Annotated in this window: 23 protein-coding genes; 8 read left to right on the top strand and 15 right to left on the bottom strand. The window is 60.6% G+C overall.

Annotated features, from left to right (window positions below):
* Genes H8F21_RS19070 through H8F21_RS19045 form a run of 6 tightly spaced genes read left to right on the top strand, consistent with a single transcriptional unit; the run spans position 1 to position 7225 of the window.
* Positions 1-1428 carry an MBOAT family O-acyltransferase gene (locus H8F21_RS19070; RefSeq protein WP_203478553.1) on the top strand — a complete coding sequence of 476 codons (1428 nt, stop codon included), beginning with the start codon at positions 1-3 and terminating at the stop codon, positions 1426-1428.
* Between the two features lie 9 nt (positions 1429-1437).
* Positions 1438-2532 carry an alginate O-acetyltransferase gene (locus H8F21_RS19065; RefSeq protein WP_136475613.1) on the top strand — a complete coding sequence of 365 codons (1095 nt, stop codon included), beginning with the start codon at positions 1438-1440 and terminating at the stop codon, positions 2530-2532.
* 19 nt (positions 2533-2551) lie between these two features.
* Complete coding sequence (locus tag H8F21_RS19060) at positions 2552-3196, top strand: alginate O-acetyltransferase AlgF (RefSeq protein WP_203478560.1); 645 nt, start codon at positions 2552-2554, stop codon at positions 3194-3196.
* Positions 3197-3204: 8 nt separating this feature from the next.
* On the top strand, positions 3205-4599 hold the full coding sequence (locus H8F21_RS19055; protein ID WP_203478561.1) for an alginate O-acetyltransferase AlgX-related protein: 1395 nt from the start codon (positions 3205-3207) through the stop codon (positions 4597-4599).
* Positions 4590-5705, top strand: a complete 1116-nt coding sequence (locus tag H8F21_RS19050; protein ID WP_203478562.1) for a polysaccharide lyase — start codon at positions 4590-4592, stop codon at positions 5703-5705. The genes H8F21_RS19055 and H8F21_RS19050 overlap by 10 nt, the downstream gene beginning before the upstream one ends.
* 17 nt (positions 5706-5722) lie before the next feature.
* Positions 5723-7225, top strand: coding sequence for a right-handed parallel beta-helix repeat-containing protein (locus tag H8F21_RS19045; protein ID WP_236043112.1), 1503 nt, complete (start codon positions 5723-5725; stop codon positions 7223-7225).
* Here H8F21_RS19045 and H8F21_RS19040 read toward each other — a convergent pair.
* Together H8F21_RS19040 and H8F21_RS19035 are read right to left on the bottom strand one after the other, a co-directional pair.
* Complete coding sequence (locus H8F21_RS19040; protein ID WP_203478638.1) at positions 7215-7646, bottom strand: GNAT family N-acetyltransferase; 432 nt, start codon at positions 7644-7646, stop codon at positions 7215-7217. The genes H8F21_RS19045 and H8F21_RS19040 overlap by 11 nt on opposite strands.
* Positions 7647-7684: 38 nt before the next feature.
* A complete protein-coding gene (locus H8F21_RS19035; protein ID WP_203478563.1) occupies positions 7685-8083 on the bottom strand; it encodes a DUF488 domain-containing protein in 399 nt (132 codons plus the stop codon).
* Between the two features lie 109 nt (positions 8084-8192).
* On the opposite strand from H8F21_RS19035, the gene H8F21_RS19030 reads away from it, so the two are divergent.
* Complete coding sequence (locus H8F21_RS19030; RefSeq protein ID WP_203478564.1) at positions 8193-9809, top strand: inorganic phosphate transporter; 1617 nt, start codon at positions 8193-8195, stop codon at positions 9807-9809.
* A gap of 90 nt (positions 9810-9899) precedes the next feature.
* Here the strand turns inward: H8F21_RS19030 and H8F21_RS19025 are convergent, their stop codons facing one another.
* The 9 genes from H8F21_RS19025 to H8F21_RS18985 all read right to left on the bottom strand — a co-directional run bounded on the left by H8F21_RS19025 (position 9900) and on the right by H8F21_RS18985 (position 18532).
* Positions 9900-10394 (bottom strand): DUF934 domain-containing protein, encoded by a 495-nt coding sequence (locus H8F21_RS19025; protein WP_203478565.1) that lies wholly within the window; start codon positions 10392-10394, stop codon positions 9900-9902.
* Positions 10382-12064 (bottom strand): nitrite/sulfite reductase, encoded by a 1683-nt coding sequence (locus H8F21_RS19020; protein ID WP_203478566.1) that lies wholly within the window; start codon positions 12062-12064, stop codon positions 10382-10384. Before H8F21_RS19020 ends, H8F21_RS19025 begins: the two co-directional genes overlap by 13 nt.
* Positions 12065-12160: 96 nt before the next feature.
* Positions 12161-13126 (bottom strand): Csu type fimbrial protein, encoded by a 966-nt coding sequence (locus H8F21_RS19015; protein ID WP_203478568.1) that lies wholly within the window; start codon positions 13124-13126, stop codon positions 12161-12163.
* Positions 13123-15453: a fimbria/pilus outer membrane usher protein gene (locus H8F21_RS19010; protein ID WP_328824517.1), complete on the bottom strand. Its 2331-nt coding sequence runs from the start codon at positions 15451-15453 to the stop codon at positions 13123-13125. Before H8F21_RS19010 ends, H8F21_RS19015 begins: the two co-directional genes overlap by 4 nt.
* An 83-nt stretch (positions 15454-15536) precedes the next feature.
* Complete coding sequence (locus tag H8F21_RS19005; RefSeq protein ID WP_203478641.1) at positions 15537-16298, bottom strand: fimbrial biogenesis chaperone; 762 nt, start codon at positions 16296-16298, stop codon at positions 15537-15539.
* A 71-nt stretch (positions 16299-16369) separates the two neighbouring features.
* Positions 16370-16873 (bottom strand): Csu type fimbrial protein, encoded by a 504-nt coding sequence (locus tag H8F21_RS19000; protein ID WP_203478569.1) that lies wholly within the window; start codon positions 16871-16873, stop codon positions 16370-16372.
* Positions 16874-16876: 3 nt separating this feature from the next.
* The gene (locus H8F21_RS18995) at positions 16877-17407 is read right to left on the bottom strand and encodes a Csu type fimbrial protein (RefSeq protein ID WP_203478570.1); all 531 of its coding nucleotides are present in this window, start codon (positions 17405-17407) and stop codon (positions 16877-16879) included.
* A 17-nt stretch (positions 17408-17424) separates the two neighbouring features.
* Positions 17425-17955 (bottom strand): Csu type fimbrial protein, encoded by a 531-nt coding sequence (locus H8F21_RS18990; RefSeq protein ID WP_203478571.1) that lies wholly within the window; start codon positions 17953-17955, stop codon positions 17425-17427.
* Between the two features lie 49 nt (positions 17956-18004).
* Entirely contained in the window at positions 18005-18532 is a 528-nt protein-coding gene (locus H8F21_RS18985; protein ID WP_442962952.1) for a Csu type fimbrial protein, read from the bottom strand.
* A gap of 212 nt (positions 18533-18744) precedes the next feature.
* Here H8F21_RS18985 and zapE point away from each other — a divergent pair, with 212 nt between their 5' ends.
* Positions 18745-19860 carry a cell division protein ZapE gene (gene zapE, locus H8F21_RS18980; RefSeq protein ID WP_211201952.1) on the top strand — a complete coding sequence of 372 codons (1116 nt, stop codon included), beginning with the start codon at positions 18745-18747 and terminating at the stop codon, positions 19858-19860.
* Between the two features lie 21 nt (positions 19861-19881).
* Here zapE and H8F21_RS18975 read toward each other — a convergent pair whose 3' ends face one another.
* The 4 genes from H8F21_RS18975 to H8F21_RS18960 all read right to left on the bottom strand — a co-directional run bounded on the left by H8F21_RS18975 (position 19882) and on the right by H8F21_RS18960 (position 25482).
* Positions 19882-21771, bottom strand: coding sequence for a propionyl-CoA synthetase (locus tag H8F21_RS18975; RefSeq protein WP_203478575.1), 1890 nt, complete (start codon positions 21769-21771; stop codon positions 19882-19884).
* A 180-nt stretch (positions 21772-21951) separates the two neighbouring features.
* Positions 21952-22659, bottom strand: coding sequence for a YebC/PmpR family DNA-binding transcriptional regulator (locus tag H8F21_RS18970; protein ID WP_136475596.1), 708 nt, complete (start codon positions 22657-22659; stop codon positions 21952-21954).
* 95 nt (positions 22660-22754) lie between these two features.
* Positions 22755-24146 (bottom strand): FAD-dependent oxidoreductase, encoded by a 1392-nt coding sequence (locus H8F21_RS18965; RefSeq protein ID WP_203478578.1) that lies wholly within the window; start codon positions 24144-24146, stop codon positions 22755-22757.
* A gap of 19 nt (positions 24147-24165) precedes the next feature.
* Complete coding sequence (locus tag H8F21_RS18960; protein ID WP_203478580.1) at positions 24166-25482, bottom strand: MFS transporter; 1317 nt, start codon at positions 25480-25482, stop codon at positions 24166-24168.
* Positions 25483-25664: the final 182 nt, after the last annotated feature.

The following is a 25664-nucleotide window of genomic DNA, read 5'->3' as shown; positions in this document are numbered from 1 at the left end:
ATGATCTTCGCCTCCAACGTCTTCCTATTCCTGTACCTGCCCTTGTTCCTGGCGGTGTACTTCCTGTCGCGACCGCAGTGGCGCTCAACCGTCATTGTCGCTGCCAGCTACATTTTTTATGCCTGGTGGCGGCCGGACTTTTTGCTGCTGTTCGTCGCCATCACTTACTGGAACTACTGGTTCGGCCTGCGCATCAAGGCGCGCCTGGACGCAGGTGACAAACGCTGGGCATTGCGCCTGCTGTGGATCGGTATCGTCGGCAACCTGTCGACCCTCGGTTACTTCAAGTACGCCAATTTCGGCGCTGAAGTACTTGCCGCCCTGCTTGCGCCGCTGGGTATCAACACCTGGACGCTGGAAACGATCTTCCTGCCGCTGGGCATTTCCTTCTATGTGTTCCACGCCCTGAGCTACATCGTCGACATCTACCGCAAAGATGCCACACCAACGAACAACTTCATCGACTTCGCCGCCTTCGTGGCGCTGTTTCCGCACCTGGTCGCGGGCCCGATCCTGCGTTACAGCCAACTGGCTCCGCAACTGCGTCAACGCACTCACTCCCTGGAGCTGTTTTCCCTGGGGGTTTGTCGCTTCATGCTCGGCTTTATCATGAAGGTACTGATCGCCGACCAACTGGCGCCGATCAACGTGCTGTTCATCAGCGAAGGTACCTTGCAGCTCAGTGACGCCTGGTTCGGCCTGATGGTCTCGACCCTGCAGCTGTACTTCGACTTCGCTGGCTACAGTCATATGGCCTTGGGCCTGGCATTGATGATGGGTTTCCGCTTCCCGGAAAACTTCAACCAGCCGTACGTGTCACAGAGCATCACCGAGTTCTGGGCACGCTGGCACATGACCCTGGCGCATTTTCTGCGCGATTACGTGTACATGCCGCTGGTGCGCAAGCGCGTTGCCGGAGCATTGCCCGCGCTGGTCTACACCATGTTGCTGTCGGGGCTGTGGCACGGTGCGAGTTTTGCCTTTATCTGCTGGGGTCTGTTCTTTGGCCTGGGCATGGTCATCGAACGCAAGTACAACCTGGCAACCAAGATCACCACGCCTTATCACCTGGGACGCAACCTGCGCACCTTCGCGCTGATCATTCTGAGTATGCCGCTGTTTTTCACCAACGACCTGCGCCACAGCCTGGACATCTACCAGGCACTGTTTGGTCTCAATGGCCTGGGGTCGCTGGACCTCTATGTATTTGGTGCTTCGAAAATGGCCATGTCGTTTGCCGTCGTCGCGCTGTGCTGGCTGGTGCTGGCCGGTAGCAACAACGTGCGCTACTACGCCGGCAACAAAGAGCACTACTTCATGCGTCATGTCGGTGGCCTCAAGGCCGTGCTGTTGTGGGCCGGCTTCGCCCTGGCCCTGAGCAGCCTGGCGGCGAACTCCTTTTCACCCTTCCTGTATTTTCAGTTTTAGGAGACCGCCATGTACCCGGTCATGAATTCGGCGAGCAAGGTCAACGGCATTCTTTTTGCCGTGGCGCTGGCAGGGATGTTCATCTACTCCCTACCACCGGTGTTCAGTTTCGCCAAGAACCAGAGCGATGCCTGGAACCTGTTTGTCGATGGCAAATTGCTGCGCAAGTTCGAACAGGTCTATGACAAACGCTTCTTCCTGCGCGAACCGTCGGTAGAGCTGTGGGCCAACGCCCAATATCGCCTGTTTGGCGAGGGCACCAAAGGTGTGGTGCTGGGCAAGGACGGCTGGTTGTTCACCAACCAGGAGTACCGTGTGCCGAACAACCTGCAAGCTAACCTCGACGGTCAACTGGCGCAGATCGCCGAGGTCGAAGAAAAGCTCAAGGCACACAACAAGCGCCTGATCGTGCTTCCCCTGCCGATGAAGGTAGACATCTACTCAAGCCATGCCGAACGCGCTGTCGACCCACGCGCCATCAGTCTGTACGACCGCTTCGTTGCGGGCCTGCAGGCAAACAAGATCGACGTCACGCCAGTGCGTTCGGCATTCTTGAGCAACCTCGGTGGCCCGGAGCTGTTTCTCAAGTCCGATACCCATTGGAGCCCGGAAGGCGCACGCCTGACCGCTTATGAGCTGGCCCGTCAGCGCCCAGAGTTGTTGGGCGATGAACGCTACGTGTCGCACAAGGTTGCGCAGAAAGCGGTCAAGGGCGACCTGATGAACTATGTGCAGTTCAATCATGCACAACTGGCCCCGCAGTTTGGTCCCAATCAGATTGCCCTGTACGAAACCCTCAAGGCCGAGCAGGACAGTGACGCCCTGTTCGCCGACGAACAACAGAGCCTGCTGCTGGTCGGCACCAGCTACAGCAAGATCGACGACTGGAACTTCACCGGTTTTCTCAAGGAAGCCCTCAACCGCGACCTGCTCAGTGTCGCGGTAGAAGCTCGCGGGCCGTTCGAGGCCATGAACCAGTTCCTGGCCAGCGACGACCTGAACAACCCACAGATCGACACAGTGGTCTGGGAGTTCCCCCTGCGTACCCTGCTTGCCCACCGCCTTGGCTCGTTGAGCCGACCCGGCCAGACCCAACATTTCTGAGACTTTCAAGGAGATCATCATGAATCGTTCGCTCAAGCAATTGCTCACCGCTACTACCCTTGTACTGATCAGCAGCCAGGGCATCGCCGCAGAAGGCAATGCTGATCTGTACGACGCCGTAGCACCCGCCGATTCGGCCTTCGTGCGCGTACTCAACTTGTCTGACAGCAACATCGACGTGACCCTCAGTGGCAAACTCACCCCTCAGCGCGTTGCCGCCGGGCAACTCAGTGGGTACCGCTTCACGCCCGCCGGCAGCCACAAGATCGCCGTAGGGAACAAGGCTATCGAACCGCAACTCAAGGCCAACGCCGCCAGCACCGTGGTCTATGACGGCAGCAAGTTGACCCTGATCGCCGACAAGTACGTCAACGAGCCGAAAAAAGCGCAGATCGCGTTCTATAACCTGACCCCGACCAAAGTGGCGCTCAAGACCGTCGACGGCAAAAGCGTAGTGGTCGACACCCTGGGCCAGGACCAAACCGGCAGCCGCATGGTCAACGAAATCAAGATCGGTTTTGCTGCCTATGACGATCAGCAGAAAGTTGCCCAGTTCGACGAGCTGTTCCTGAAAAAAGGCCGCTCCTATAGCTACGTACTGCTGCCTCAAGGTACTGGCTATCGGAGCATGAGCCTGGCCAACAGCATCGACGCGAGCGAGTGAGTGGCGCCATGAAAAGCCTATTCGCCCTTGGCCTCGCCGCCGCAGGCGCCCTGTTCAGCGTGCAGGGTGTCGCCGCCGACAGCAACCAGGCCACCTGCAAAGGCCTGGAGTGCCTGGTTTGCCCCGGCTTGAGCAACCCCCAGCACTACGCCGAAGGCCGCATGAAGTTGATGCGTGAAATCGTTCCGGGCAAGGACCGCTGGCTGTTTCGTTCAGCCGTGGACCTGACCAACAATTTCGGCATCCCGGCGCCTATGCGCCCGGAGTTCGCCCGCCTGATGGACACCTTCCATCGTCAGGGCATCCAGGTGGCCATGGCCATCCAGCCAACGCGCGGGCTGATGCACCGCGACAAGCTGTATGCCGACAAACTGCACGGCTTCGACTTCAATCGCGCCAGTGGCAACCTGGGCAGCTACCTGCAACAGCTACGCAGTGGCGGCGCCGTGGTCGCACCGATGATGCAACTGGTGCAAAACCCACCTGAAGGTGAGTTTTTCTTTCGCCGCGATCACCACTGGACACCGGCTGGCGCCGAGGCCACCGCACGTCTTCTGGCCGAAGAAGTCCGGCGCCAGCCGTTCTATGCCGCGCTGGACAAGAAACACTATCGCACCGAGCCTGGGGTGATGCTGCCCAAGGACGGTACCTTGAACCTGGCGCTGAGCTACATCTGTGGCAACAACTACGGCTTTCAGTACGTGCGCGGCTTCCAGACGATCCCCGAAGACCAGGGCGCCGATGCCTTGTTCGACGATGCTCCAGACCCGCAAGTAATTCTCGTCGGTGACAGTAACGCCGCCGCTCGGGAAGACGAAAGCAAGCAGTTCAACTTCGACGGCTACCTCAAGCAATACCTGGACGTCGACATCCTCAACTACGCCCTGCCCGGCGTTGGCCAGGATGGCTCGTTGCTTGAATACCTGTTGTCGGAAAACTACAAGCCCAAGGCACCGCCCAAGCTGATTATCTGGGAGTTGCCGGCCAACTATCAGTTGGAGTCGGACCTGATGTACCGCCAGCTGATTCCGGCGATCAAGGGCGGCTGCCCGGTGTCCAGCGAAGTTATGGCCAACCGCCTGCAGCGTCCTGCGCTGAAGGTCAACGACCGTATCGAGCTGCTCAGCAACGCAGGCGAAGCACGCAAGACCGTGAATGGCGGCTTCCTGGATATCCGCATCAGCGACAAGAACGTCAAGGATTTCTACGTGATTGTCTATTACGACAATGGTGCTCGCGACAAGGTCTGGTTCCGCCGTGAAGCGGTGGTTACCGGCGGCCAGTACTACTTGGAGTTGAGCCGCGCCAAGGAATTTGCCGGTGCCAACCTGCTCTCGGTGTTCATGGAGCCAACCAAACCCGGCACTGCCGCCACCCAGGTGGAAACCCGACTATGCCTGTGAAGACCTGGAGCGTACTGGCCCTTAGCCTGTGCGCCAGCCTGCAATTGAGTCAAAGCCTGGCAGCCAGTTCGATCTGGCCGCCTCGGGCAACCACGCAGTCAGCGATGATCGCCGACTACCGTACCCTGCAGTGCAGCAAGGAGCCTCCGGCGCCGTACACCGGCAGCCTGCAGATGAAGAGCAAGTACGACCAGCGTGATGCGACCAAGTCGACGTTGCGCAGCAGCCCGGATGCCGACAGCGAAAAAATCGGCAAGCAGGTCAAGCAGTTCATTGGTGGGCTTATCTATGCCAGCAAGCGCTTCCAGCGGGCGAAAACGCCACAGGAAGCCAATATGGCCCTGGCCTGCCAGGACCAATGGCTGCAGCACTGGGCACAAGCCGGCGCCCTGCTCAACCCGGACGCCAGCAGCACCGGCATGGCGGCGCGCAAGTGGGCGGTGGCGGCAATGGCTTCGACCTTACTGATGACCCAGGCCGCCAGCGACGGCAAATTGCAACTGTCGGCGCAACAGCGCGAATGGTTCGCCCAGTTGGGCGAGCGCATCATTGCTGAATACCAGCCACGCCGCGCCTCCAGCTTCGCCTGGTTCAACAACCATGATTACTGGGCTGCCTGGGCCGTGGCGGCAACCGGCATGTTGATTCAGCGCGACGATTTCATCCAGTGGGCTGACGGCAACCTGCGCCGTGGCTTGCAGCAAGCCGTCAAAGCCAGTGATGGCAGTTATGCCTATCTGCCACTGGAAGTCGCTCGCGGCAAGCTGGCCGCCACTTACAGTCAGTACGCACTGGTACCCCTGGTATTGCTCGCCGAATCGGCGCGGGTCAATCACTTGCCTTGGAGCACCGAGGATCAACAGACCCTGGATCTGCTGGCCAACTTTGCCGCGCGCAGCATCCTCGATCCCGACGCGCTGCCTGAACTCAAGGGCAAGTCACAGACCTCGGTGGCCCCTTATAAACTGGCCTGGCTTATCCCCTTTCTGGCGCGAACGCCGGATCATCGCCTGGCGCGCCAGCTGTACGAAAACGAAGACGGCGACGTCGACAACTACAGCCAGATTGGCGGCCCGCTCAAGCCGCTCTACCCCAAATTGCCGTAACCCAAGGACGAATCGCCATGGCCATGCGCCCTCTATCCCTTTGCTGTCTTGCCGTCCTGCTCTGCGCAGGCACGGCGCAGGCCGCAAGCCAAAGCCTGCCGCTGCAGCAAGCGCTGAGTGTCGTCAGCGAGAATGAGCATCAAACACAGTTGCAGCAGGTGCAGCGACAGGTAACCCAAGCGGTGCACCTGCAGGTTACCGAGCGCCCGCGCCCGGTCGGCCGTGCCAGTGTCAGCCTGCAACCGATGTTCTCCTCGCAGGCCGGTAGCTGGCCGTTCGAGCCGTTCGTCAACAATGGGCTGTTTCGGGCCATGGCCGGTTATCAGGCACACCACCCACAAGCGGTGCTCGTTCGCGGCGGCAGCATTACCCTGGCGCAACTGCATGATGACCTGAACAACCCGCGCATCATCAAACGCTACAAGGACGGTTACCTGCTCAGCTACCCGCTGATGATTGCGGGCGATGGCGGCCTGGTGCTCGAAGGCACCAGCCTGTATTTGTACAGCTTCTCCGGTACCGCGCTGATCAACCAAGGCTGGCTGGGCCTGAACCAGTCACGCCTGGCCAGCGTTGCCGGGGACAAACCCAGCAGCACCGACCGCGCCTGGCGCCCGTTCGTCGTGGCCTGGGCAGGCAGCCATACCCAGGTGATCGGTTCGACGCTGGAGCGCCTTGGCTACAACGCCAACTTATCCAGAGGCCTGACTACCGCCTTGAGCAGCCAACAGTCGGCGAACACCGCGCCAGCCACGGTGATCGTGCGTAACAGCCAGTTCAAAGAACTGTCCAGCGCTGTCGAGCTGCAACACAGTCAGGCGCAGATCGACGACAGCCGCTTCGAACAGTCCCAGCAGTACGCCATCGACGTGCGCGACAGCCGAGTCAGCGTGGTCAACAACCAACTGCGCGGTATCGACAACAACAGCGGCATTCGGGTGCGCGGACAATCGGTGGCTCGCATCGAGCGCAACCTGATCCTTGGCGCGAACAAGGCCGCCATTGAAATCAGTGACCAGCGTGGCGCGCTATCGCTCAGCGCCAACCTGATCGGTGACAGCCGCGGCAACGGCCTGCAACTGCGCAGCCTGGCGCCTACCCCACAGGCCCCGCTGTTGATCGAAGACAACCTGGTCGGCAACAGCCAGGGCAGCGCCGTGGATGCCAGCGACGTGAGCGGCGCAATCATCGTCAATAACCGCATCGGCAATACCCCTGAATATGCCATCAGCGTGCGCAACGCTGCGCCGCTAGCGGGTCCGCTGACGCTCAGCGGCAATGTCCTGGGTACAGCAGGCAAGGCGGTGGTACGTATCGAGGGTGTGCAGCAGGTGGTGCTCGGCCATAATCGCTTCGAAGGAAAACCGCTGTTGCAAAACCTGTTGATCGGCGACCTGCTGAGCGTTCAGGGGCCCTTGCTTGATGCCACCCAGCGCCAGGGCTGTATTGTCCGTGTCAATCGGGTGGCACAGGCGGCGGCACCAGGTGCGTTGTCGTGTGTACAGAGCGCTAGACGATAACCCGCTGCATACGCAAAAAGCATTCATCCTCACCCACCGCTTCAAAGCCCCGGCGCCGGTACAAGGCCTGCGCCGGGTTGCTCTTGAACACGGTCAGGCGTAACTGCCCCAAGCGCCGGTCTGCAGCCCAGCCGGCCAACTGCTCAAGCACCTCTGCCCCAATACCGCGCCCGCGGGCCTGCTCGAGCAGATGCAATTCGCGGATGTACAGCGCGTGGCGGTCTTGGCTGAGGCTGCAAAAGCCCAGAACTTCGTCGTTTTCCATGATTAACCATTGCTCACGCCAGCCCCAGGCCTGATCGAACGCGTCTTCGATCCAGAGCAGATCGAATTCCCGGTAATAACGCAGCATGGCCCGGCGGGTAAGATCGCGGGCAAAAGCGCAGTGCTGGTCGGTAGCGGGAATAAGCTGCAATGGGATGGGTCCGGGTCGAGAATGTTGGCGGCGATTGGCGAGGGTCAGGGCTTGATTTCGCCGGCATAACAAACCGGCGAACTGCCAGGCCCCTGTCGGTCCAGCTCATCCTCCAGCCATTGCGCCAGCACCTGTGCGTTGTTGTGCTCGGTGTCCTTGCCAGCATACAGCAGGGTCAGGTCAGCCTTCGCCGCCATACCCAACAATGACCACCAATGCTCCGGCCGAGCCGTCAGCTCCTGACGATAACGCTGAGTGAACCCGGCAAAGTCCACTTCGCCCTTATGAAAGGCCTGGCGCAATGTCGTCGAGGGCGCAACCTCCGGCAGCCACAGCGCCTGCAACTGATCCTTGCGCTTGTTGCGCGGCCACAACCGGTCTACCAGCACGCGCTGGCCGTCTTCAGGCCCGATAGGGTCATAAACTCGCTTGCAGCGGATCATCGACACCTCGTCACTTTTTGTCTCAGCCTAGAGCTTTCATTGATCGTAGTCAGCTTGATTTCAGAAAGTTTTTTTATGCTTGCCGGAGGTAAACCAACACGGAGTCACTATGACTACCCCAACGCTGGCCAGCCGTACATCGCCAGCCGCGCCCGATGCAAAGCCGCGCCTGAGCCACAAGCCCAGCCGCGGCACCCTGACTCTGTTCATCGGGCTACTGCTGGCGGGGTTGCTCTACACCGCTTGGAGCCTGGTGCAAGATATCGATGCTAGCGGTACAGTGGTCACTACCTGGACACCCTTCCTGCTCCTTGGGGTGGCGCTGCTGATCGCCCTGGGTTTTGAGTTCGTCAACGGCTTTCACGATACTGCCAATGCCGTCGCCACGGTGATCTATACCCATTCTCTACCCGCCTCGGTTGCAGTGGTGTGGTCGGGGTTTTTCAACTTTCTCGGCGTACTGTTATCCAGCGGTGCCGTCGCCTTCGGCATTATCGCCCTGTTACCGGTCGAGTTAATGCTCAAGGTGGGCTCCTCGGCAGGCTTCGCCATGGTCTTCGCCCTGCTGCTGTCGGCGATTATCTGGAACCTGGGCACCTGGTGGCTGGGCCTGCCCGCCTCCTCCTCCCACACCCTGATCGGCTCGATCATCGGTGTCGGCGTCGCCAATGCATTGATGCACGGCCGTGACGGCACCAGCGGTGTGGATTGGACCCAGGCGAGCAAAGTGGGCTACTCATTGCTGTTATCCCCCCTGGTGGGTTTTGTCTGCGCCGCCTTGTTGTTGCTGGCATTGCGCCAACTGGTCAAGCGCCGCGACCTGTACCAGGCACCGGTCGGCAATACGCCCCCGCCTTGGTGGATTCGCGGCTTGCTGATCCTGACCTGCACCGGGGTGTCGTTTGCCCACGGCTCCAATGACGGCCAGAAAGGCATGGGCCTGATCATGCTGATTCTGGTCGGTACACTGCCCATGGCCTACGCCCTGAACCGGACCATGCCTGCCGAACAGTCCTTGCAGTTTGCCACGGTGGCCGAGGCCACCCAACATGCGTTGCAGCGTGAGGCCCCACAATTGTTGAGTGCCGACCCTAGAAAGGTGCTGACCGAATTTATTCGCCAACCGGCAGCCAATCCGCAGCTGGTGCCTGCCCTGGCCGCCCTGAGCGGCGCCATTGGTGATGAAGTCGCCGGCTACGGCTCATTGAGCCGGGTGCCCGCCGAAGCCATGGTCAACGTGCGCAACGACATGTACCTGACCAGCGAAACCATTCGCCTGATCGACAAACACCAACTGGTGACATTCAGCGCCGACACCCAGGGCAAAGTGCAGCTATTCAAGCATCAGCTAGACGACGCCACGCGCTACATACCGCTGTGGGTCAAGATTGCCGTGGCCATCGCCCTTGGGCTTGGGACCATGGTTGGCTGGCGCCGCATTGTGGTCACGGTGGGCGAGAAGATCGGCAACACGCACCTGACCTACGCCCAGGGCGCTTCTGCAGAGTTGGTGGCAATGTGCACCATTGGCGCGGCCGACATGTACGGCCTGCCAGTGTCGACGACCCATGTGTTGTCTTCGGGGGTGGCCGGCACCATGGTTGCCAATGGCTCAGGCCTGCAAATGAAGACCATTTTCAATCTGCTGATGGCCTGGGTACTGACGTTGCCAGCCTCGATTGTGCTGGCGGGTGGATTGTACTGGTTACTGCGGCACGTTTTCTGAGTCTTCAAGGGGCCTATCCCTCAAGGATAGGCCCCTGCGATGAAGCGCAACCCACCAAGTAAGCCGATCGCTACACGTTCTAGCGAAGCCCTAGCGCCGCCTGAACAATGGCCGCGGCTCGATAACCGAGCGACCGTACAACACGCTCATCCCCGCCAGGCCCTTGAGTGCGTCCTCTGCGCACTTGTCTTCACGTACCGCGAAGCTGTCGAAGCCGCACTGGCGCATATGGCTCAGTTGGTCGCGTAGCACATCGCCAATAGCCCGCAGCTCGCCACTCCAGCCAAGGCGTGTGCGCAGCAGGTACGCCTGGCTGTAGCCACGGCCATCACGAAAGCTGGGGAAATCGACGGCGATGAGTGGCAACTGCGTCAACCAGGGACGCAGCGCCTCGGTTTCATCATCCGGCCCCAACCACAGCCCATCCTGTTTATTGGTCTGCAACGCCTGGCGTGCCAGCCAGGCATCGAGCGGCAGAATCAGCCTGCCTTCAGGCAAAGTCATGTCACCGCCGCGCAGCAACTGCCAGTCATCATTGGGCAGAAGCTGCGGCTCGCCATTGCGCAAGGCAATTACATTACGCATATCAATTCCTCTGCACGCTTGGCGTAGACCCGCTCCTTGAACGGTTCCAGGCCCACTCGACGCACGGTATCGACAAAGGGTTCGTCCAGCTCGCGATAGGCGCAGTACGTAGCAATGATCTGCTCGATGACCCGGGGAATTTCTTCGGCGCTGAACGAGGGACCTATTACCTTGCCTAAAGTGCTGTTCTTGCCCTGGGCGCCACCCAGCGTGACCTGGTACCACTCGCTGCCGTTTTTATCGACACCCAGAATGCCAATGTTGCCAATATGGTGATGGCCGCAGGCATTGATGCAGCCGGAGATATTCAAGCTCAACTCTCCCAGGTCATGCAGGTAGTCCAAGTCTTCGAAGCAGCGCTGAATCGACTGCGCGATGGGGATCGACTTGGCGTTGGCCAAGGCGCAGAAGTCACCGCCGGGGCAGGCAATGATGTCGGTGAGCATGCCGATGTTGGCAGTGCCCAGTTCACGCTCACAGGCCAGCCGCCAGAGTGCGTGCAGGTCTTGCTTGCGCACGTCTGGCAGAATCAGGTTCTGTTCGTGAGCGATGCGGATTTCACCGAAGCCGAACTGTTCGGACCAATCGGCCACCGCCTCCATCTGCGCTGCCGTCAAGTCTCCCGGCGGCGACACTGCGCCGGGCTTGGTCGACAGCACCACACTGGCGTAACCCGGCACTTTGTGCGGTTTGACGCAGCAGGAAACCCAGCGCGCGAAGGCGCTGTCCTGGGCCAGGTGAGTCTGGTACTTGAGGTCGTTATCGGCCACGCTGGCGTAGGCCGGTGGCTCGAAGGCCGCCGCTACCCGCTGGTACTCATCTTCGGTGAGCTGCGCCGGGCCTTCCTTGATGTGTTGCCACTCCTCCTCCACTTCCTTGGCAAACGCCTCGATGCCGAGGGCCTTGACCAGAATCTTGATCCGCGCCTTGTACTTGTTGTCACGGCGGCCGTGCCGGTTGTACACACGCAGAATCGCCTCGACATAGGACAACAGATGCTGCCAAGGTAGCCCTTCGCGAATCTGCAGGCTAAGAATCGGTGTGCGCCCCAGGCCGCCTCCAACCCTAACGCGCAAGCTCATCTGACCTCGGCCATCGCGGTACAGGTACAGGCCGATGTCATGCATCATGATGGCTGCACGGTCTTCATGGGCCGAACAGATGGCGATTTTGAACTTGCGCGGCAAGAACAGGAATTCGGGATTGATGGTCGACCACTGGCGCAGGATTTCGGCCAACGGCCGAGGGTCGAGCAATTCATCGGCTGCGACACCTGCGAACGCCTCGGTGGTGATATTGCGCACGCAGTTGCCGGAGGTCTGAATGGCATGCATTTCGACTTCAGCCAGGCGCTGGAGTATGTCAGGTACCTGAGCCAGCTCAATCCAGTTGAACTGAATGTTCTGGCGGGTGGTGAAATGGCCGTAGCCGCGATCATAGTCGCGGGCAATCTGCGCCAGGGTGCGCAGTTGGCGGGCGCCGAGGGTGCCATAGGGAATGGCTACGCGCAGCATGTAGGCATGCTTTTGCATGTACAGGCCATTTTGCAGGCGCAGTGGCAGGAACTCTTCTTCACTCAGTTCGCCGCTCATGAAACGCTGCACCTGGTCGCGAAACTGCGCCACGCGCTCGAACACCAGCGCACGGTCATACTCGTCATATTGATACATGGTTCGGACCTCATCACGGAGGCCGTCACTATGCGCGCTGGGGTGTACTGAGTTACAGATTCAGGTTTTGGGGAATTATACGGAGCAGATCGATGTTCAGAACTGCACATCGAGGATCACGTTATCCAGGTAAGTGCCTGCAGGTGGCGTGGTCTGGTCGGGATAGATTTTCGCGTTGTAGTTGAAAATCTGACTGCCCGTACCGGTGCCAGCCCCCGGGTTGATGTCGGCGTCGCTGCTGGCCCGGCGCGCTGTGGTAAGCGAGCCCCAGCGCTGAGTGCCGGCGCTCTTGAAAATGTCGTAGGCCAAATAGTTACTGGCAGCAGATTTCATCCGTCGTCGCCCATCTGCCGCGTTCTGCCCTTCCCCCAGGCCCACGGTATAACTACTGCCCTTGGTGCAGGACAAATTGACGCTCTGGTTGACCGCGGAAAAGCCGCTGATTACTGGCGCACTGCCGAAGCTCACGGGAGGGGTGGTGATCTGGCAATCGTTACTGACTGTCAGCTTGACCGTCAGGCTGGTTGACTGTGTGAACGTCTGCCGGCCAAGGCACACACCGAGCGCGCCGATGCCATAGCAATAGTTTATGTTCCACTCCACCGTGAGGGTTTCCTGATAGAGGCCTGCGGCGACATTGCTGCCGATCTGGGTTTTCAGATAGATCGGCACGCTTTTGGGCACCGTACCGTTGAGCAAGCCAAGGGCATCGATAATGCCATTGCGCGCAAAATCATAGGCCTGGCCACGGGTGATGGCGTAGTTGGTGGTGTTATTGGCATACAAGGTGTACCTGATGACATCACCCGTTGGCCCCACCAGACCAGTGGTGCCTGCAGTCGGGGTGAACTTGGCATAGAAATGGTCGTTGGTCGCTAACAGACTCAACAACGAGCCGGTGCACTGCAAGCCTGCATTAATGGTCGATGCCGATTGGATCGCGCTACGCACCAACGTCGAGTTGACCGTGCCAAAGTCCGCAGGGCTGGTGGCTACCACCGAACACAAGGCGTGCGCCTGGGCACTGGCCAGCAAGGCCAGCGTCGCCAATAGATACCTCACCGACACACCAGCGGCCCAATCAACGGCACCTGGGCCTGATCATTGTCGAGCATGAAGTGGACGCGGCAGCTGCCGCCCGCACTGCGCTCGACCACCAGGCTGTTGTGTTCGGCAAGCCCCTCCAGGTACACCAACCCATCCCAACCGACGACCGTACGCGCACCGCTCTGCTCGTGCAGCACCTGGCTGCCCAAAGGCAGATCCAACTGCGCGCTATCGACCAGATGAATACTGGCCGCTACGACATGCTGCATGGGAAATTCGAGCAAGTAACCTGCTCCACGGCGAACCGCGACACGTTGCTCGACCTGGGCCACCTGCACGGTGCTGGGCAGCTCCATCGGGTCGATTTCATACTTGCCCCGGTAATAGCCGCTGCTCCAGGGCACGAGCAAATGTCCCTGGCTGTCGGTGCGCCCCACCAGCTGGTTCTCGTAGCGTACCGGTACATCGGCAAAGCCATCGGTGCTGACCACAACGAACGCGTCGTCGATGCGATTGGCGGCAAACACACCCGAGTCCATCCACACCAGCGAACCGCTGGCATCGGCCCAGCGCGTGGTGTCAGCAGCATTGCCGTAAGCCCCCACCTGCAACTGAACAGACTGCAAGCGCCAGGTCAGGTCAGCCTGGCGATAGGCCTCTTGGTCGCCGCCGGCATAGCCAAGGTTGAACCCTACGCCCCCCTCACCCGGCACTGCACGACTGTAGTTGACCCGCTGCAGACTCTCGCCGTTGTCGTTACGCTCAGCGCTCAGGCTCAAGGTGCCGTTGAGGTCGAACGGAATCACCCATTGCGCCTGTACTGCCCATTGGCTCTCGCCGATCTCACGGTTCGCCGACAGGTACAGGCTGCTGTTGCCCCACAGCGGTTTACTCCAGCTCAGGTTGAGCAGGCGGGTGCGGCTGTTGTCTCCTGCACGCACATCGAAATAGCCTGCGCCCAGGCTGCCATAGCGATTGAGGTTCAGGCTCAGGGTGACTTGCTCGCTACGCTGGCTCAGGCGCGTGTAAGGGCTGTCGAGCAATGACAGGTCGGCGTAATCGCCACGGCGCTGCAAGCGTTGATAGTTGAAGCCCAGACGCGGGCTGTTGTACTGATAGCCCAGGCTTATTTGCTGGCCGCCGCGACTGTCGAAACGGCTCTGGCTGACGGCGGCGTTGACCACGCCCCAATTGCCGACCTGTAGGTTGCCGCCTACGCCACCCAAGGCCAGGGACTCGGCCGCCTCGGCATGGCTTTCCAACGTGAAGCGATCGGTCAGGCCATAACGCAAGCTGGCGGCGCTCACGCCTGGGCCGTAGGCGAAGTCTCGCAAGGCATAGTCGCGACGCAGGCTGCCAGCAGCCAGTGAGAAGTCCGCAAGGCCCTTCTGCAACAGGCTGCTGGTGACGTAGAACGGCAAGGTCGTGGAGACCTGCCGCCCAAGGGCGTCGGTAGTCACCACCACCGCTTCGCCAGCGCCATTGATGAAGGGAATATTGGTAAGCGTATAGGGCCCAGGTTGCAATTCTGCGCTGGAGCTCTTGTAGCCATTGATGAACAGATCCAGCGAAGACGGCACTGCCGCTTCCCCTGCGAATGCTGGCAGAGGATAGGTGACCAGGTCCGGGCGCACGGCAAAGTCTCGCGACAGCTGGACGCCCCCCAAACGTACCGAACTGCTCCAGGGCAACGCGCCGCTGAGGACGTCGCCCATTTCCAGGGTCAGCAAGCGCGCCTCATCGGTATAACGCCAGGTTGTGTCGTAGCGGCGAAAGCCCTGCTGGCTGTCATCGAACTGGTTGCCGCCCAGCGCCTGGCGCCATTGACCGGTTGTCGACAGGGTGCCCCAACTGTCGAACAGGCGCAGTTCATTCCAGGCGGCAAGGTAGGTGCCGCCGTCATCGGTGTCGTTCAGGTACAGGTCGTAGTTGAACACACCACCCAAACTGCTGCGCGCCTCGCTGAGCGGATATAGCTGTTGGTTGCCCAGGGTTTGCAGCGGCAACCAGGCAGGCGGTACTTGCAACAGCAGGCGCTGCGCCTGACTGTCATAGTCGACATGCAGGCCATTGATGCTGTCGAGCGCCACGTCCCCTTCCGCTAGCCTCGGCACTTGCACCCCTGCCGCCTGCAGGTCCGCCGACGCCATGTACAGGCGCCCGGCGCGTTGCTGCACCACTACCAATTCAGGGCTGCTCATTTGGTTGACTACCAATTCCAACGACAACTGCGCATCGCCAACCGCTTCCAGGCTGGTGGGCGGCGCAGGCAGCTCGCCAGCCAACAACGGCGCGCTGCCCAACGCCAGCAGCGCACAGGCCGTCAGCGCCAGTGGACGCACCAAGGCCGCAGAAATACTCACGCACCGTATCCAACCATGACCGGGTCCTCCCTGGGCCCTGCTCCTGCGGTACTACCTTGTACTTATTGACCCTGACTCAGGGTTTGCGCCGGCTCCTGACCATTGATCCGCCCTTTGAGGACCGTGGCAGCTGTTATCGGTTGCGGCACTGGCCAGCGCATGCTGGCCCCGGGCAACACATAGCCGAGCAGACCTTCGACCAGCGGACGGCTCTGCCCACCTTGCTGTAACACCACATCGGTCAGGCGCGCATGCACCGGCCCGGTGTTGCGTACTTCCACGTAGGGCCGGCCCTGGACCGACACCTGACGCCAGCTCAATGCCGGTTTGCCAACACTTGCCGGATCGCGCTGGCCAGTGGCATCCGTCTTGCCCCACAGACCTTGCCCATAGACGAACAGCGGCACCGAGTAGCGCATCTGAAAGCGGATAGCCGCCTGTGGTTTGTCCGCAGGTGTGTTCTCGGACCAGGCCGGAGGAATTTCGTCGATGATGATCCGGTAAGCTTGTTCCTGGCCTACCGCAGAGGGGCCGGTGCGGGTCAGACGGATCAACTGTTTTTGTCCCGGCGCGATCGTTGCCACCGGCGGGCTGCCGATGATCTCGCGCTGGGCCTGGTATTGATCGTCATAATCACCCTGGCGCCAGGCGAACACCCTTACCTGCAGATTTGCCGCTGTGGTGCCGCGATTTTCCAGCCACAGCGCACCGGCCTTCTGGTCGGCCTCAAGCACAGGATCGATCGGCCAGATCAGCACCGATGTGGCCGCCTGCAACGGCGCCCCCGCCAGCATGATCAGCGCACAACCAAGCCACTTGATCATCCGGCGCGAATTGCCAACACATGCCCTCATTCACACTCTCCTTGGTTGTCGAACACACCTGGCAAGTCCTCTCACCAGGTCAGCACCACCTGCACCACATCGGTGTAACTGCCGGCCGGCAGCTTGCCGGTCAGCTGTGCCCGGGCATAGACCGGTAACTTGATAGCGTTGGCGTCGCTGTAATTCACAGCGACGATCTGGTCGATGCCCAGCGGCTGACTGAAACCGGCATCGCTGAACAATTGATACGCCAACAATTGGCTGCCGGCGTTGCGCTTGAGATTGCGGCTGCCGCTGCCCGGATTGCGCCCCGCATCGACGCTCATGCGCAATGTGACCCCCGGCGTGCATTGCAGGGACACGGATGCGGCACTGAGCGCTGTAGTGGGGGCGCCGCCGGCAAGTGCTGAAAAGGTGCCGAAATTGAGCTCGCCATAGTTGCTCGCGCCGCCAACTACCAAGCACCCGGCAACTACTTGGGCGCTCACTTGAAACGTGCTGGTGGTCGCCGCCGGCAACGTTGCCGGCGCGCCCCACACAGCCAGCCCCAGCAGCGCGCAAAACGTGCGCGGCACGGGTCAGAAACTCAACTCGACGCTCACCGTGTCGGTATAGGCCCCGGCGGGTAGACCGGCTTTGCCCTTGGCCAAACCATAGAGGTTGACCGTCTGCGCCACACCGGTGCTGGTTGCCAGGGTAATGGTGCCGTTTATCGCTAGAAGCTGGGAGTGACCGGAGTCGGTATAGAAGTCGTAGGGCACAAAGTTGCCTGCCCCATCCGCCAAGGATCGAGTACCACCGGGTGACTGGCCATCGTTTATGCCAGTGCCGACTTTAACCACGGGTACCGTACCGCTGGAGCAGAGGATGCTCATGGCCCCACCTGCTCCCAGTACTTGCCCTGCGACTTCGGTGAACAACGCATCGGTGGTGCCAAAATCCAATGCACCGAAGTCCACCCCGGTGCTACCCGTATTGCCGTTGACCAGACAGCTCGCCGTCAAGGTAAGCGTGGCATTGATTTGTCCGGTGATGCTCGCCGCATTGGCCTGTACGCACAGTGCCAGGCCGACGCCTGCGAAGATAAAGCGAGAAATGTACGGCTGCATGAGTCACTCCTTGTGTGTTACCAGTCCAGGGTCACCATCAACGTGTCGCGATAAATACCGGCCGGCAGGGATTGCGGGTGAGCTACCAGCACGCCGTAAATCGGTATGGGGATCTGCGCCGTACTGTTAATGGAAAAATTGAGTTGCTGGCCGATGCCATAGTGAGCATTGCCGGAAGCGTCGGCCGACAACTGATAGGCAATCAGCTCGCGGCCATTGCTCAAGCGCCGGTTGCCACCGTCCCCGTGAGTGCCGCCATTGATACTGACGGTGAAGGCGCGCACGGAAGGATTGCAGCGCACCATCAGGCTGTCGTTGGAGGCTTCTTCGTCCACGTGCGAAAGCAGCGGTCCGGTCCAGCTCGGACCCTGGCTGCCGAAATCCAGAACACCGGCGCCAGGGTTGCCGACACCACCCCTGGGATCACCACTGATCTGGCAGGCAGCGCTGATAACCAGACGCGCCTGGATGTGCCCGCTCGTCCCCGCGAAAGCGTCAGGACTCACCAGTAGCAACGGGCCAATACTCAACAACAGAACTTTCTTCATGCTGCCAGTTCCTTTAGCAGGCACCCCTTGCCAGTCAATGCAGGGGCTTTCACCAGGTCACGGTCACCTTGAGCAGGTCCGAATAGCTACCGACGGCTGGCACCTGGGTCAAGCTGTCGATACGTGCATACAGCGGAAGTTCCACCGAGCCACTGGAGGGCACGCGTGCATGCTGTATCACATTGACCGGCAGCGGTACGCGCCAGGCTGCATCCTGATACAAGCGATAGGGAATCGGTTGCGCCGACGGTTGGGCGCTGGCCAAGTAGCGCACTTCGCCGCTGCCGCCGTGCTGGCCAGCATCAACCTGCAACTGATAACTGGTGTGCGGATTGCACTCAAGCCGCGGTGGACGCTGGTTGTGTAAATAGCTGGTCCTGGGGCCGGAGGGATCGTCCAGCCGCGCGGTAACGCCAAAATCCAGAACGCCCAGCGCTTGGGCCCCGGCCTCACGTGGCTGATGCACAAGCACGCAACCGCGCTGTACCTGAACTTTGACTTCAACCATAAATTGAGCGGCGGCGCTGCTGTTGGCAATGACCAATCCGAGCAGTACAACCAGAGCGCGTCCTTTCACACTTTCATCCTTTAACGCAGAATTCATCTGGTTTTCAGGGTAGCAGTGAAGAAAAATGCTGCCAGCTCGTAGGAGAATGTACAGGTCGCGTACAAGATCCGCCGTCGCATTACCGACCTCCTCACGCGTTGGCAGCTACCGGCCATTTTGGTTAAATTAGCCGCGCTCACTCAAGCCGGTGCTTGAGTCCTTTCAGCCTTGAGGCGCCCAGATTGCCTGCTCAACCACCTTCCTGGATACGCTCACCGATACGCGCCTTGCGCCATCATCTCGCACCGGCATCCGCTGGCGACGCCAGCCTGCCTGCAACCGTTCATCAGTATTTTCGTCACAAGGCTGCAGTCCAGGGTTTCACCTTGAGCCAGGGGCAATTGCAGGTCATCGAACACTTTGCCAAACAGGCTACTCGTATCGACAGCGGCCAGGCTCGCAGTTTGTATCTGCATGGCAAGGTTGGACGAGGCAAAAGCTGGCTGCTCGATGGGTTCTTTCACGCATTGCCACAGGCGCACAAGCGTCGCCTGCATTTTCATGATTTTTTTGCCCGCCTGCACCAAGGCATGTTCGAGCACCGCCAGCAGGATGACGCCCTGGCCTGCACCCTCGACCAACTGCTGCAAGACTGCCAGGTATTGTGCTTCGATGAATTTCATGTGCACGACATTGGCGACGCAATGCTCATCACCCGGTTGTTCCAGGCACTGTTCGCCCGGCGCATCTTTGTAGTGGTGACGTCCAATTACGCGCCGGAAGGTTTGTTGCCCAACCCTCTCTACCATCAGCGTTTCGAGCCGGTCATACGCTTGATCAACAGCCAGATGCAGGTGCTGGAAGTGGGCGGTGACCAGGACTATCGCAGTTTGAGTACATCCACAAGCCACCAGCGCTTCACCCAGGGCCACTATGTTTGGCCGGGTAACCCGCAGCAGCGCCAGGCACTGCAACTGCCTGCCTCAGGCATGGCCCTCTCAGCCACTAACCCTGTGATGCTGCACGTGGGCAAACGCCAACTTAAGGCGCTGCTGGCCGAGGACAAGACAGTAGGATTCGATTTCGCCCAGATCTGCGAACAGCCTACGGCGGTTATGGATTACCTGCAGCTGGCCCAGCGCTTCGATTACTGGATTATCGACGGCTTGCCGTGCCTCGACGACTGTTCGATCGCCGAGCAGCAGCGCTTCATCAATCTGGTGGATGTGCTTTATGACCAGGACAAACATTTGATCGTGATCGGCGCAGCGCCGCTGCAGGTGAGCCTGCAGGGCGTTGCCGCCGACCTGGCGCGAACCCGCAGCCGGCTCGGTCAGTTACGCCAGGCCGACTGCTGAAAGCCACCGATGCGCGGGGGCTTAACCCACCCGCGCGAAGCTCGCCAGCACCGCTTCGATTTCTCCCAGCACAGCCGGATCATCCAGGGTTGAGGGCGGTGTGTAGGCCTGCTGATCGGCAATCTTGCGCAGCACAGCACGCAGGATCTTGCCTGAGCGTGTCTTGGGCAGGCGCTTGACCACCCGCACCTGATTGAAACAGGCAAGGGCTCCGATTTGCTCACGTACGCTGGCCATCAGCTCGCTCTGCAAGGCAGCCTCGCTGATGCCCTGGCCGTCCTTGAGCACCACCAGGGCCAGCGGCACCTGGCCCTTGATTTCGTCATGCACGCCAATCACCGCGCACTCGGCCACCGCTGGATGGCGAGCCACCAGGTCTTCCATTTCACCGGTCGACAGGCGGTGCCCGGAAACGTTAATGACATCGTCGGTACGGCCCATGATGTAGACAAAACCATCATCGTCCAGGTACCCGCCGTCACCTGTGTGGTAGTAGCCCGGATAGGTGGTGAGGTAGGCATCCAGATAGCGCTGGTGGTCGCCCCACAGCGTCTGGCTGCAACCGGGCGGCAATGGCAAGGCGATTACAATGGCGCCCTGCTGGTTCGGGCCAAGCAGTTGGCCGTCATCGTCCAGCACCCGCACGTGGTAACCCGGCACGGCGCGGTTGCTTGAACCTGGCCGCGCGGCACTGCCATCGAGCCCCACGCAAGGTGCCGTCACCGGCCAGCCGGTTTCGGTTTGCCACCAGTGGTCGTGAACCGTCTTGCCGCTGATCGATTCCAGCCACTGATGCGTGCTGGAATCGAGCTTTTCCCCCGCCAGGAACAGCTGGCGCAAGGAACTCAGGTCATAACTGCGCAGCAGCTCGCCCTCCGGGTCCTCCTTGCGGATGGCGCGCATGGCGGTCGGTGCGCAGAACAGGCCGTTGACCCGATACTGCTCGACCACGCGCCAGTAGGCGCCCGCATCGGGCGTGCGAATCGGCTTACCCTCATAAAACACGGTGGTGCAGCCGTTCATCAGTGGGCCATAGACGATCAACGAGTGGCCGACCACCCAGCCAACATCGGAAATTCCCCACCACACATCACCGGCCTGCATACCGTAGATATGACGCATGGCGAAGCTCAGGGCCACGGCGTTACCACCGTTCTCACGAACAATACCCTTGGGTTTTCCGGTGGTGCCGGAGGTGTACATGATGTACAGCGGATCGGCGGCGGCCAGCTCTACCGGCGCTACCGGGCGGGCCTTGGCCACGGCTTGCTGCCAGTCGAGGTCGCGGCCTTCAATCAGGGTTGCCGGCGCCTGCGGACGCTGCAGCACCAGCACCTTGCGCGGTTGATGGCTGGCCAGTTGCAGGGCGCGGTCAACCAGCGGCTTGTATTCGATGACGCGATCAAACTCCAGCCCGCAGGAAGCGGTCAGCAGCAAGGTCGGGCGTGCATCGTCGATACGCAGGGCCAGTTCATTGGCGGCAAAACCGCCGAACACCACCGAATGCACGGCACCGATGCGAGCACAGGCAAGCATGGCCATGGCCGCCTGGGGCACCATGGGCATGTAGATAATCACGCCATCGCCCTTCTGCACCCCCAACTCACGCAGCAATCCAGCCAGGCGCGCGACTTCGTCACGCAGTTGCACATAGGTGAACTGTTGCTGGCTGCCGGTTACAGGTGAGTCGTAGATAAGGGCAGTCTGCTCCCCTCGTCCCTGTTCGATCTGATGATCCAGGGCCAGGTAGCAACTGTTCAGGCTGCCGTCGGCAAACCACTGGTGGGTGCCATCGGGACGTTCCCCGAGGGTTTGCAGGGGCTTGCGATACCAGGCCAGTCCATCGGCATGTTCGGCCCAGAACGCGGCAGGATCGGCGATGGAACGGGCATAGCTGTGCTGATAAGTCATCGGTACTGAACCCTGAGTTTGTTGTTATTTAAAAGGGCGAATATCGATTATGGCTGGCTATCGCAGGGACGCCATCGGACTTAAGTCTCATCAGATATGCACAAATGCAGGGCCTGAACGCAACGCGGGGGACAAGCCTATTCGACTTGCCCCCCGCGTTAAGGTAACTGGACTTTTAGATCAGCCAGCCAAACCTACGTAGACGTTCTGCACGTCATCATTGTCATCGATGGCATGCAGGAATGCCTCGACTTCAGCCATTTGCTCATCGCTCAAACCGCTGACCGGGTTCTTCGGGGTGTAGCCGATTTTCGCCGAAACAACGGTAAAACCTTGCGCCGGCAAGGCCTTCTGTACCGCATCCAGGTCGGTGGTGTCGGTAATGAACAGGGTCGCGCCCTCTTCTTCACCTTCAGCAAAATCCTGGGCGCCCGCTTCGATTGCGGCCATTTCCGGGTCCGCGTCAGCGCTGGCCGGCGTGGCTTCGATCAGGCCAACGTGGTTGAAGTCCCAGGCGACGGAGCCCGAAGCGCCCAACTGGCCCTTGCGGAACAATACGCGGATCTGCGCCACAGTACGGTTGACGTTGTCGGTCAGGCACTCGACGATCAGCGGTACCTGGTGCGGCGCATAGCCTTCGTAGGTGACCGAGTTGTACTGCACGGAATCGCCATCCAGACCTGCGCCCTTGCGGATCGCCCGCTCCAGGGTTTCGCGGGTCATCGAGGCCTTTTTGGCCTGCTCTACCGCCAGACGCAGGCGTGGGTTCATGTCCGGGTCAGCGCCAGCCTTGGCGGCAATCTGAATCTCCTTGGACAGCTTGCCCATGATCTTGCCCTTGGCGTTGGCTGCTGTTTCTCTATGCTTGGCTTTCCACTGTGCGCCCATCTCGACTCTCTTGTTTCAACTGCCGGTTCAGGTAGCGACCAGCAAAGTGGGTGCAGTTTATACATCCTCGTTCTGGCAATCGACAAAAAAACTGCTCAGCCCTTGTCGGCCTTACCCGCCGCCGCGGCAAAACGTGCCAGGCGCACATCCAGGCGCCGTGGACGATGACCATGATCCTCGGCCTGCTCTTTGCGACGAATGGCGTTGCGCACCATCAACGACCCCAGGTAACGGATGGGTTCGGGAGGAAAATAGCCCAGCGGACCGTTGACCAAAGGTGAGCGCGTCCATTCGTTGTCCAGCCCCAGCGCCAGCGACGAAAGGATCTGCCCGCCCATATGACACGGGCCGACACCACTGCCTGAGTAGCCAAAGCCATAGAACACATTGCCCTGCGCACCCAGGCGACCGAAGAACGGCAAGCCGGTCACCGAGCGATCGGAAGGACCGTTCCAGGTGGCGGCCACGGGCACCTGCGCCAATGCAGGGAAGAACTCGCCGAGGCTACGCCGCAACAGCGCCTCGTAGGGTGACGGCTGATCGAATACCGGCAGCATGCGTCCGCCGTAGGCAAAGGTGTTGCCACCTTTACCAAGCATCAGCCGGCCGTCGCTGGTGTTGTGGTAGTAATGCACGAAGATCCGCGAATCCAGCACGCTGACGCCATTGGTCAAGCCAATCTGGCCCAGCAACTGCGGTTGCGGCTCAGTAATGATCATGTCGCTGGAGACAATCGCCACGCTGCGTTCGAACTGCGGGAAGGCGCGGGCCATCCAGGCATTGAGACCCAGGACCACACTTGCTGCACGAACGTTGCCAGTGGCGGTTTCCACCACCGCCTGCGGCCCCTCCTGCAGGCCGGTCATGGCGGTGCGTTCAAAAATGCGCACGCCCTTGTGCAGGGCAACCCGGCGCAGACCGCGCACCAGTTTGCCCGGTTGCACCGTGGCGGCAGCTGGCGAGAACCAGCCTTCCAAATGCTTGGCCGAACCGGCCATGCGCTGCACCTCATCCACCGGCAAGCGCCGAAACGAGTTGATGCCCTGGCGCTCCAGCGCGGCAATCACGCCGTCGGTAGCGCCCATCTGGGCGCGGTTGGTGGCGGTGTACAAGGTGCCGTCCAAGCGGTAGTCCGCATCGATAGCGTGATCACGACAGAAGTCACCAATTGCATAGATGCTCTGCTCGGATGCCTTGACCAGACGTATCGCCTCCTGCACCCCGAACAGCCGTTCCAGGGTGAAATACTTGGCCGACCATGACAGCGCGCAACCGCCATTGCGCCCACTGGCCCCGGCGCCACAGATATCGGCCTCGATCAGCACGACATCCAGGGCCGGGTTTTGCTCCTTGAGCATCAGCGCGGTCCAGAGCCCGGTGTAACCCCCACCGACAATGCACACATCGCAGTGGGTATCGCCAGACAGTGGTGGACACGCGCGTGCATCTTCCTGATCCAGCGCCTGTTGCAGCCAAAAGGGTCTCATGGTCGGTTCCTTGTAGGTGTCAGGTACGCAGTGGCTTGATTGCCATGGCCGTATTCGGTGCCACGGCCGGGATGTGATCGGCTGTCGCCGGGCGACTGTTCCAGTGCGGCACCAGCACCAGCGCCGAGAACAGGGCGCAGGCGGCAAATACGATGAACACGGTGATGCCGTCGAAATAGCCTGGCAGCAGACCACCGAGAATCGCGCCCACCGAGCCACAGCCGTTAACGAAACCAGCTGCCGTGGCACCCGCCTTGGCGCTGCCGAAATCGATGGCGGCCGCGCCGCTGATCATCGAATCCGGCCCGTACAAGGTCAGGCCCATGACAAACAACAAGGCCACCACCAGCATCACGCTGCCGGTTTGCATCGCGCCCATGAACAGCGCCAGCGTTACCGTCAGCACGATCAGGCTGATCACGCAGGCCGGCATGCGCCGGGCGCCAAACAGCTTGTCCGAGGCCAGGCCGATCATGATCGGGCCCAGTAGGCCGGCCAGTTCGAAGGCCGTGGGGATGATTGCGGCGCCAACCTTGCCCACCGAGGGCATCTGCTCAAAGACCATGACCGGTCCCCATAACAGAATCGCGTAGCGCGCGGGTTTCAGTAGAAAGTACGCAAGCCCCAGGGTCAGCACGGTGCGATTACGCAGGATCTCGCGCAGCGGCGCCCAGATACTGCAAATCGTGGTGCCGGGCACCATGCTTTCAGGCTCAGGCTCCACCGCTGGCAGACCAACGTCTTCGGGCTTGTTGCGCTGAAGGAAGAAAAACAGCACCGCCACCCCGGCAACCACGGCGGCACTGGAGAAAAACGCCGCGTGCCAACTGCCGACCAGGGTGTAGGCCCACCAACCGGCAAAGGGCGAAGCGACAAGACCGCCAAACGCATAACACGAGCTCCACAGCCCAAGCACACGACCGCGCTGCGACGAGGGGAAAAAACTGCCAATGTTCTTGCACAATCCCGCCCACCCCGTGGACTGGGCCAAGCCTTGAACCAGCATGCAGGTGGCGAAAATCGGGAACGTTGCGTAACTGCCCATCACCAGCGCGGCTGCCGCAGAAATCACCAGGCCGCCGAGCACCACCACACGTGGGCCGAAGCGGTCGGCGAGCATGCCCCAGGTGAACTGCCCCACTGCATAGGCAGCCAGGTAAATGGCATCGAGGTTGGCCATGGCCATTTTGTCGAGGGTAAAACTTGGGTCTTCGCCAATGCCCAATTTGGCGACGGAAAATGCTTTGCGGGTGAAGTAGAACGCAGCGTAGGCAATCCAGGTGACGGCAAAGATCTGCACGCGCCAACGCTTTATGTCTGCAATGTGTTTATTCATGGTGACTCTGACCTCGGAGCTTGAGTGTGCCGGCAGAATTTGAAAAAACGCCTGTCTTGTTGTTGTGTTGCGCACTGCGTGACGACCGGTCAGGGCCGTCACAGGGTCAGATGGAACTGGAGCAAGCGGTATTGTTGTGCCTTTTCAACCAGGTCCATGGCCCGTTGGTCACAGGACGTGAC

The sequence above is a fragment of the Pseudomonas arcuscaelestis genome (assembly GCF_016881005.1).
In the GTDB taxonomy this organism is placed as follows: Bacteria; Pseudomonadota; Gammaproteobacteria; order Pseudomonadales; family Pseudomonadaceae; genus Aquipseudomonas; species Aquipseudomonas arcuscaelestis.
Note: the sequence above shows the minus strand (reverse complement) of the source record. Positions and strands in the feature narration are given on the sequence as shown.

What these genes read in the sequence shown, in the direction of transcription:
- H8F21_RS19070 (WP_203478553.1), top strand. Translation starts at nt 1, where the DNA reads ATGATCTTCGCCTCCAACGTCTTCCTATTCCTGTACCTGCCCTTGTTC.
- H8F21_RS19065 (WP_136475613.1), top strand. Translation starts at nt 1,438, where the DNA reads ATGTACCCGGTCATGAATTCGGCGAGCAAGGTCAACGGCATTCTTTTT.
- H8F21_RS19060 (WP_203478560.1), top strand. Translation starts at nt 2,552, where the DNA reads ATGAATCGTTCGCTCAAGCAATTGCTCACCGCTACTACCCTTGTACTG.
- H8F21_RS19055 (WP_203478561.1), top strand. Translation starts at nt 3,205, where the DNA reads ATGAAAAGCCTATTCGCCCTTGGCCTCGCCGCCGCAGGCGCCCTGTTC.
- H8F21_RS19050 (WP_203478562.1), top strand. Translation starts at nt 4,590, where the DNA reads ATGCCTGTGAAGACCTGGAGCGTACTGGCCCTTAGCCTGTGCGCCAGC.
- H8F21_RS19045 (WP_236043112.1), top strand. Translation starts at nt 5,723, where the DNA reads ATGGCCATGCGCCCTCTATCCCTTTGCTGTCTTGCCGTCCTGCTCTGC.
- H8F21_RS19035 (WP_203478563.1), bottom strand. Translation starts at nt 8,083, where the DNA reads ATGATCCGCTGCAAGCGAGTTTATGACCCTATCGGGCCTGAAGACGGC.
- H8F21_RS19030 (WP_203478564.1), top strand. Translation starts at nt 8,193, where the DNA reads ATGACTACCCCAACGCTGGCCAGCCGTACATCGCCAGCCGCGCCCGAT.
- H8F21_RS19025 (WP_203478565.1), bottom strand. Translation starts at nt 10,394, where the DNA reads ATGCGTAATGTAATTGCCTTGCGCAATGGCGAGCCGCAGCTTCTGCCC.
- H8F21_RS19020 (WP_203478566.1), bottom strand. Translation starts at nt 12,064, where the DNA reads ATGTATCAATATGACGAGTATGACCGTGCGCTGGTGTTCGAGCGCGTG.
- H8F21_RS19005 (WP_203478641.1), bottom strand. Translation starts at nt 16,298, where the DNA reads ATGATCAAGTGGCTTGGTTGTGCGCTGATCATGCTGGCGGGGGCGCCG.
- H8F21_RS18995 (WP_203478570.1), bottom strand. Translation starts at nt 17,407, where the DNA reads ATGCAGCCGTACATTTCTCGCTTTATCTTCGCAGGCGTCGGCCTGGCA.
- H8F21_RS18990 (WP_203478571.1), bottom strand. Translation starts at nt 17,955, where the DNA reads ATGAAGAAAGTTCTGTTGTTGAGTATTGGCCCGTTGCTACTGGTGAGT.
- H8F21_RS18975 (WP_203478575.1), bottom strand. Translation starts at nt 21,771, where the DNA reads ATGACTTATCAGCACAGCTATGCCCGTTCCATCGCCGATCCTGCCGCG.
- H8F21_RS18970 (WP_136475596.1), bottom strand. Translation starts at nt 22,659, where the DNA reads ATGGGCGCACAGTGGAAAGCCAAGCATAGAGAAACAGCAGCCAACGCC.
- H8F21_RS18965 (WP_203478578.1), bottom strand. Translation starts at nt 24,146, where the DNA reads ATGAGACCCTTTTGGCTGCAACAGGCGCTGGATCAGGAAGATGCACGC.
- H8F21_RS18960 (WP_203478580.1), bottom strand. Translation starts at nt 25,482, where the DNA reads ATGAATAAACACATTGCAGACATAAAGCGTTGGCGCGTGCAGATCTTT.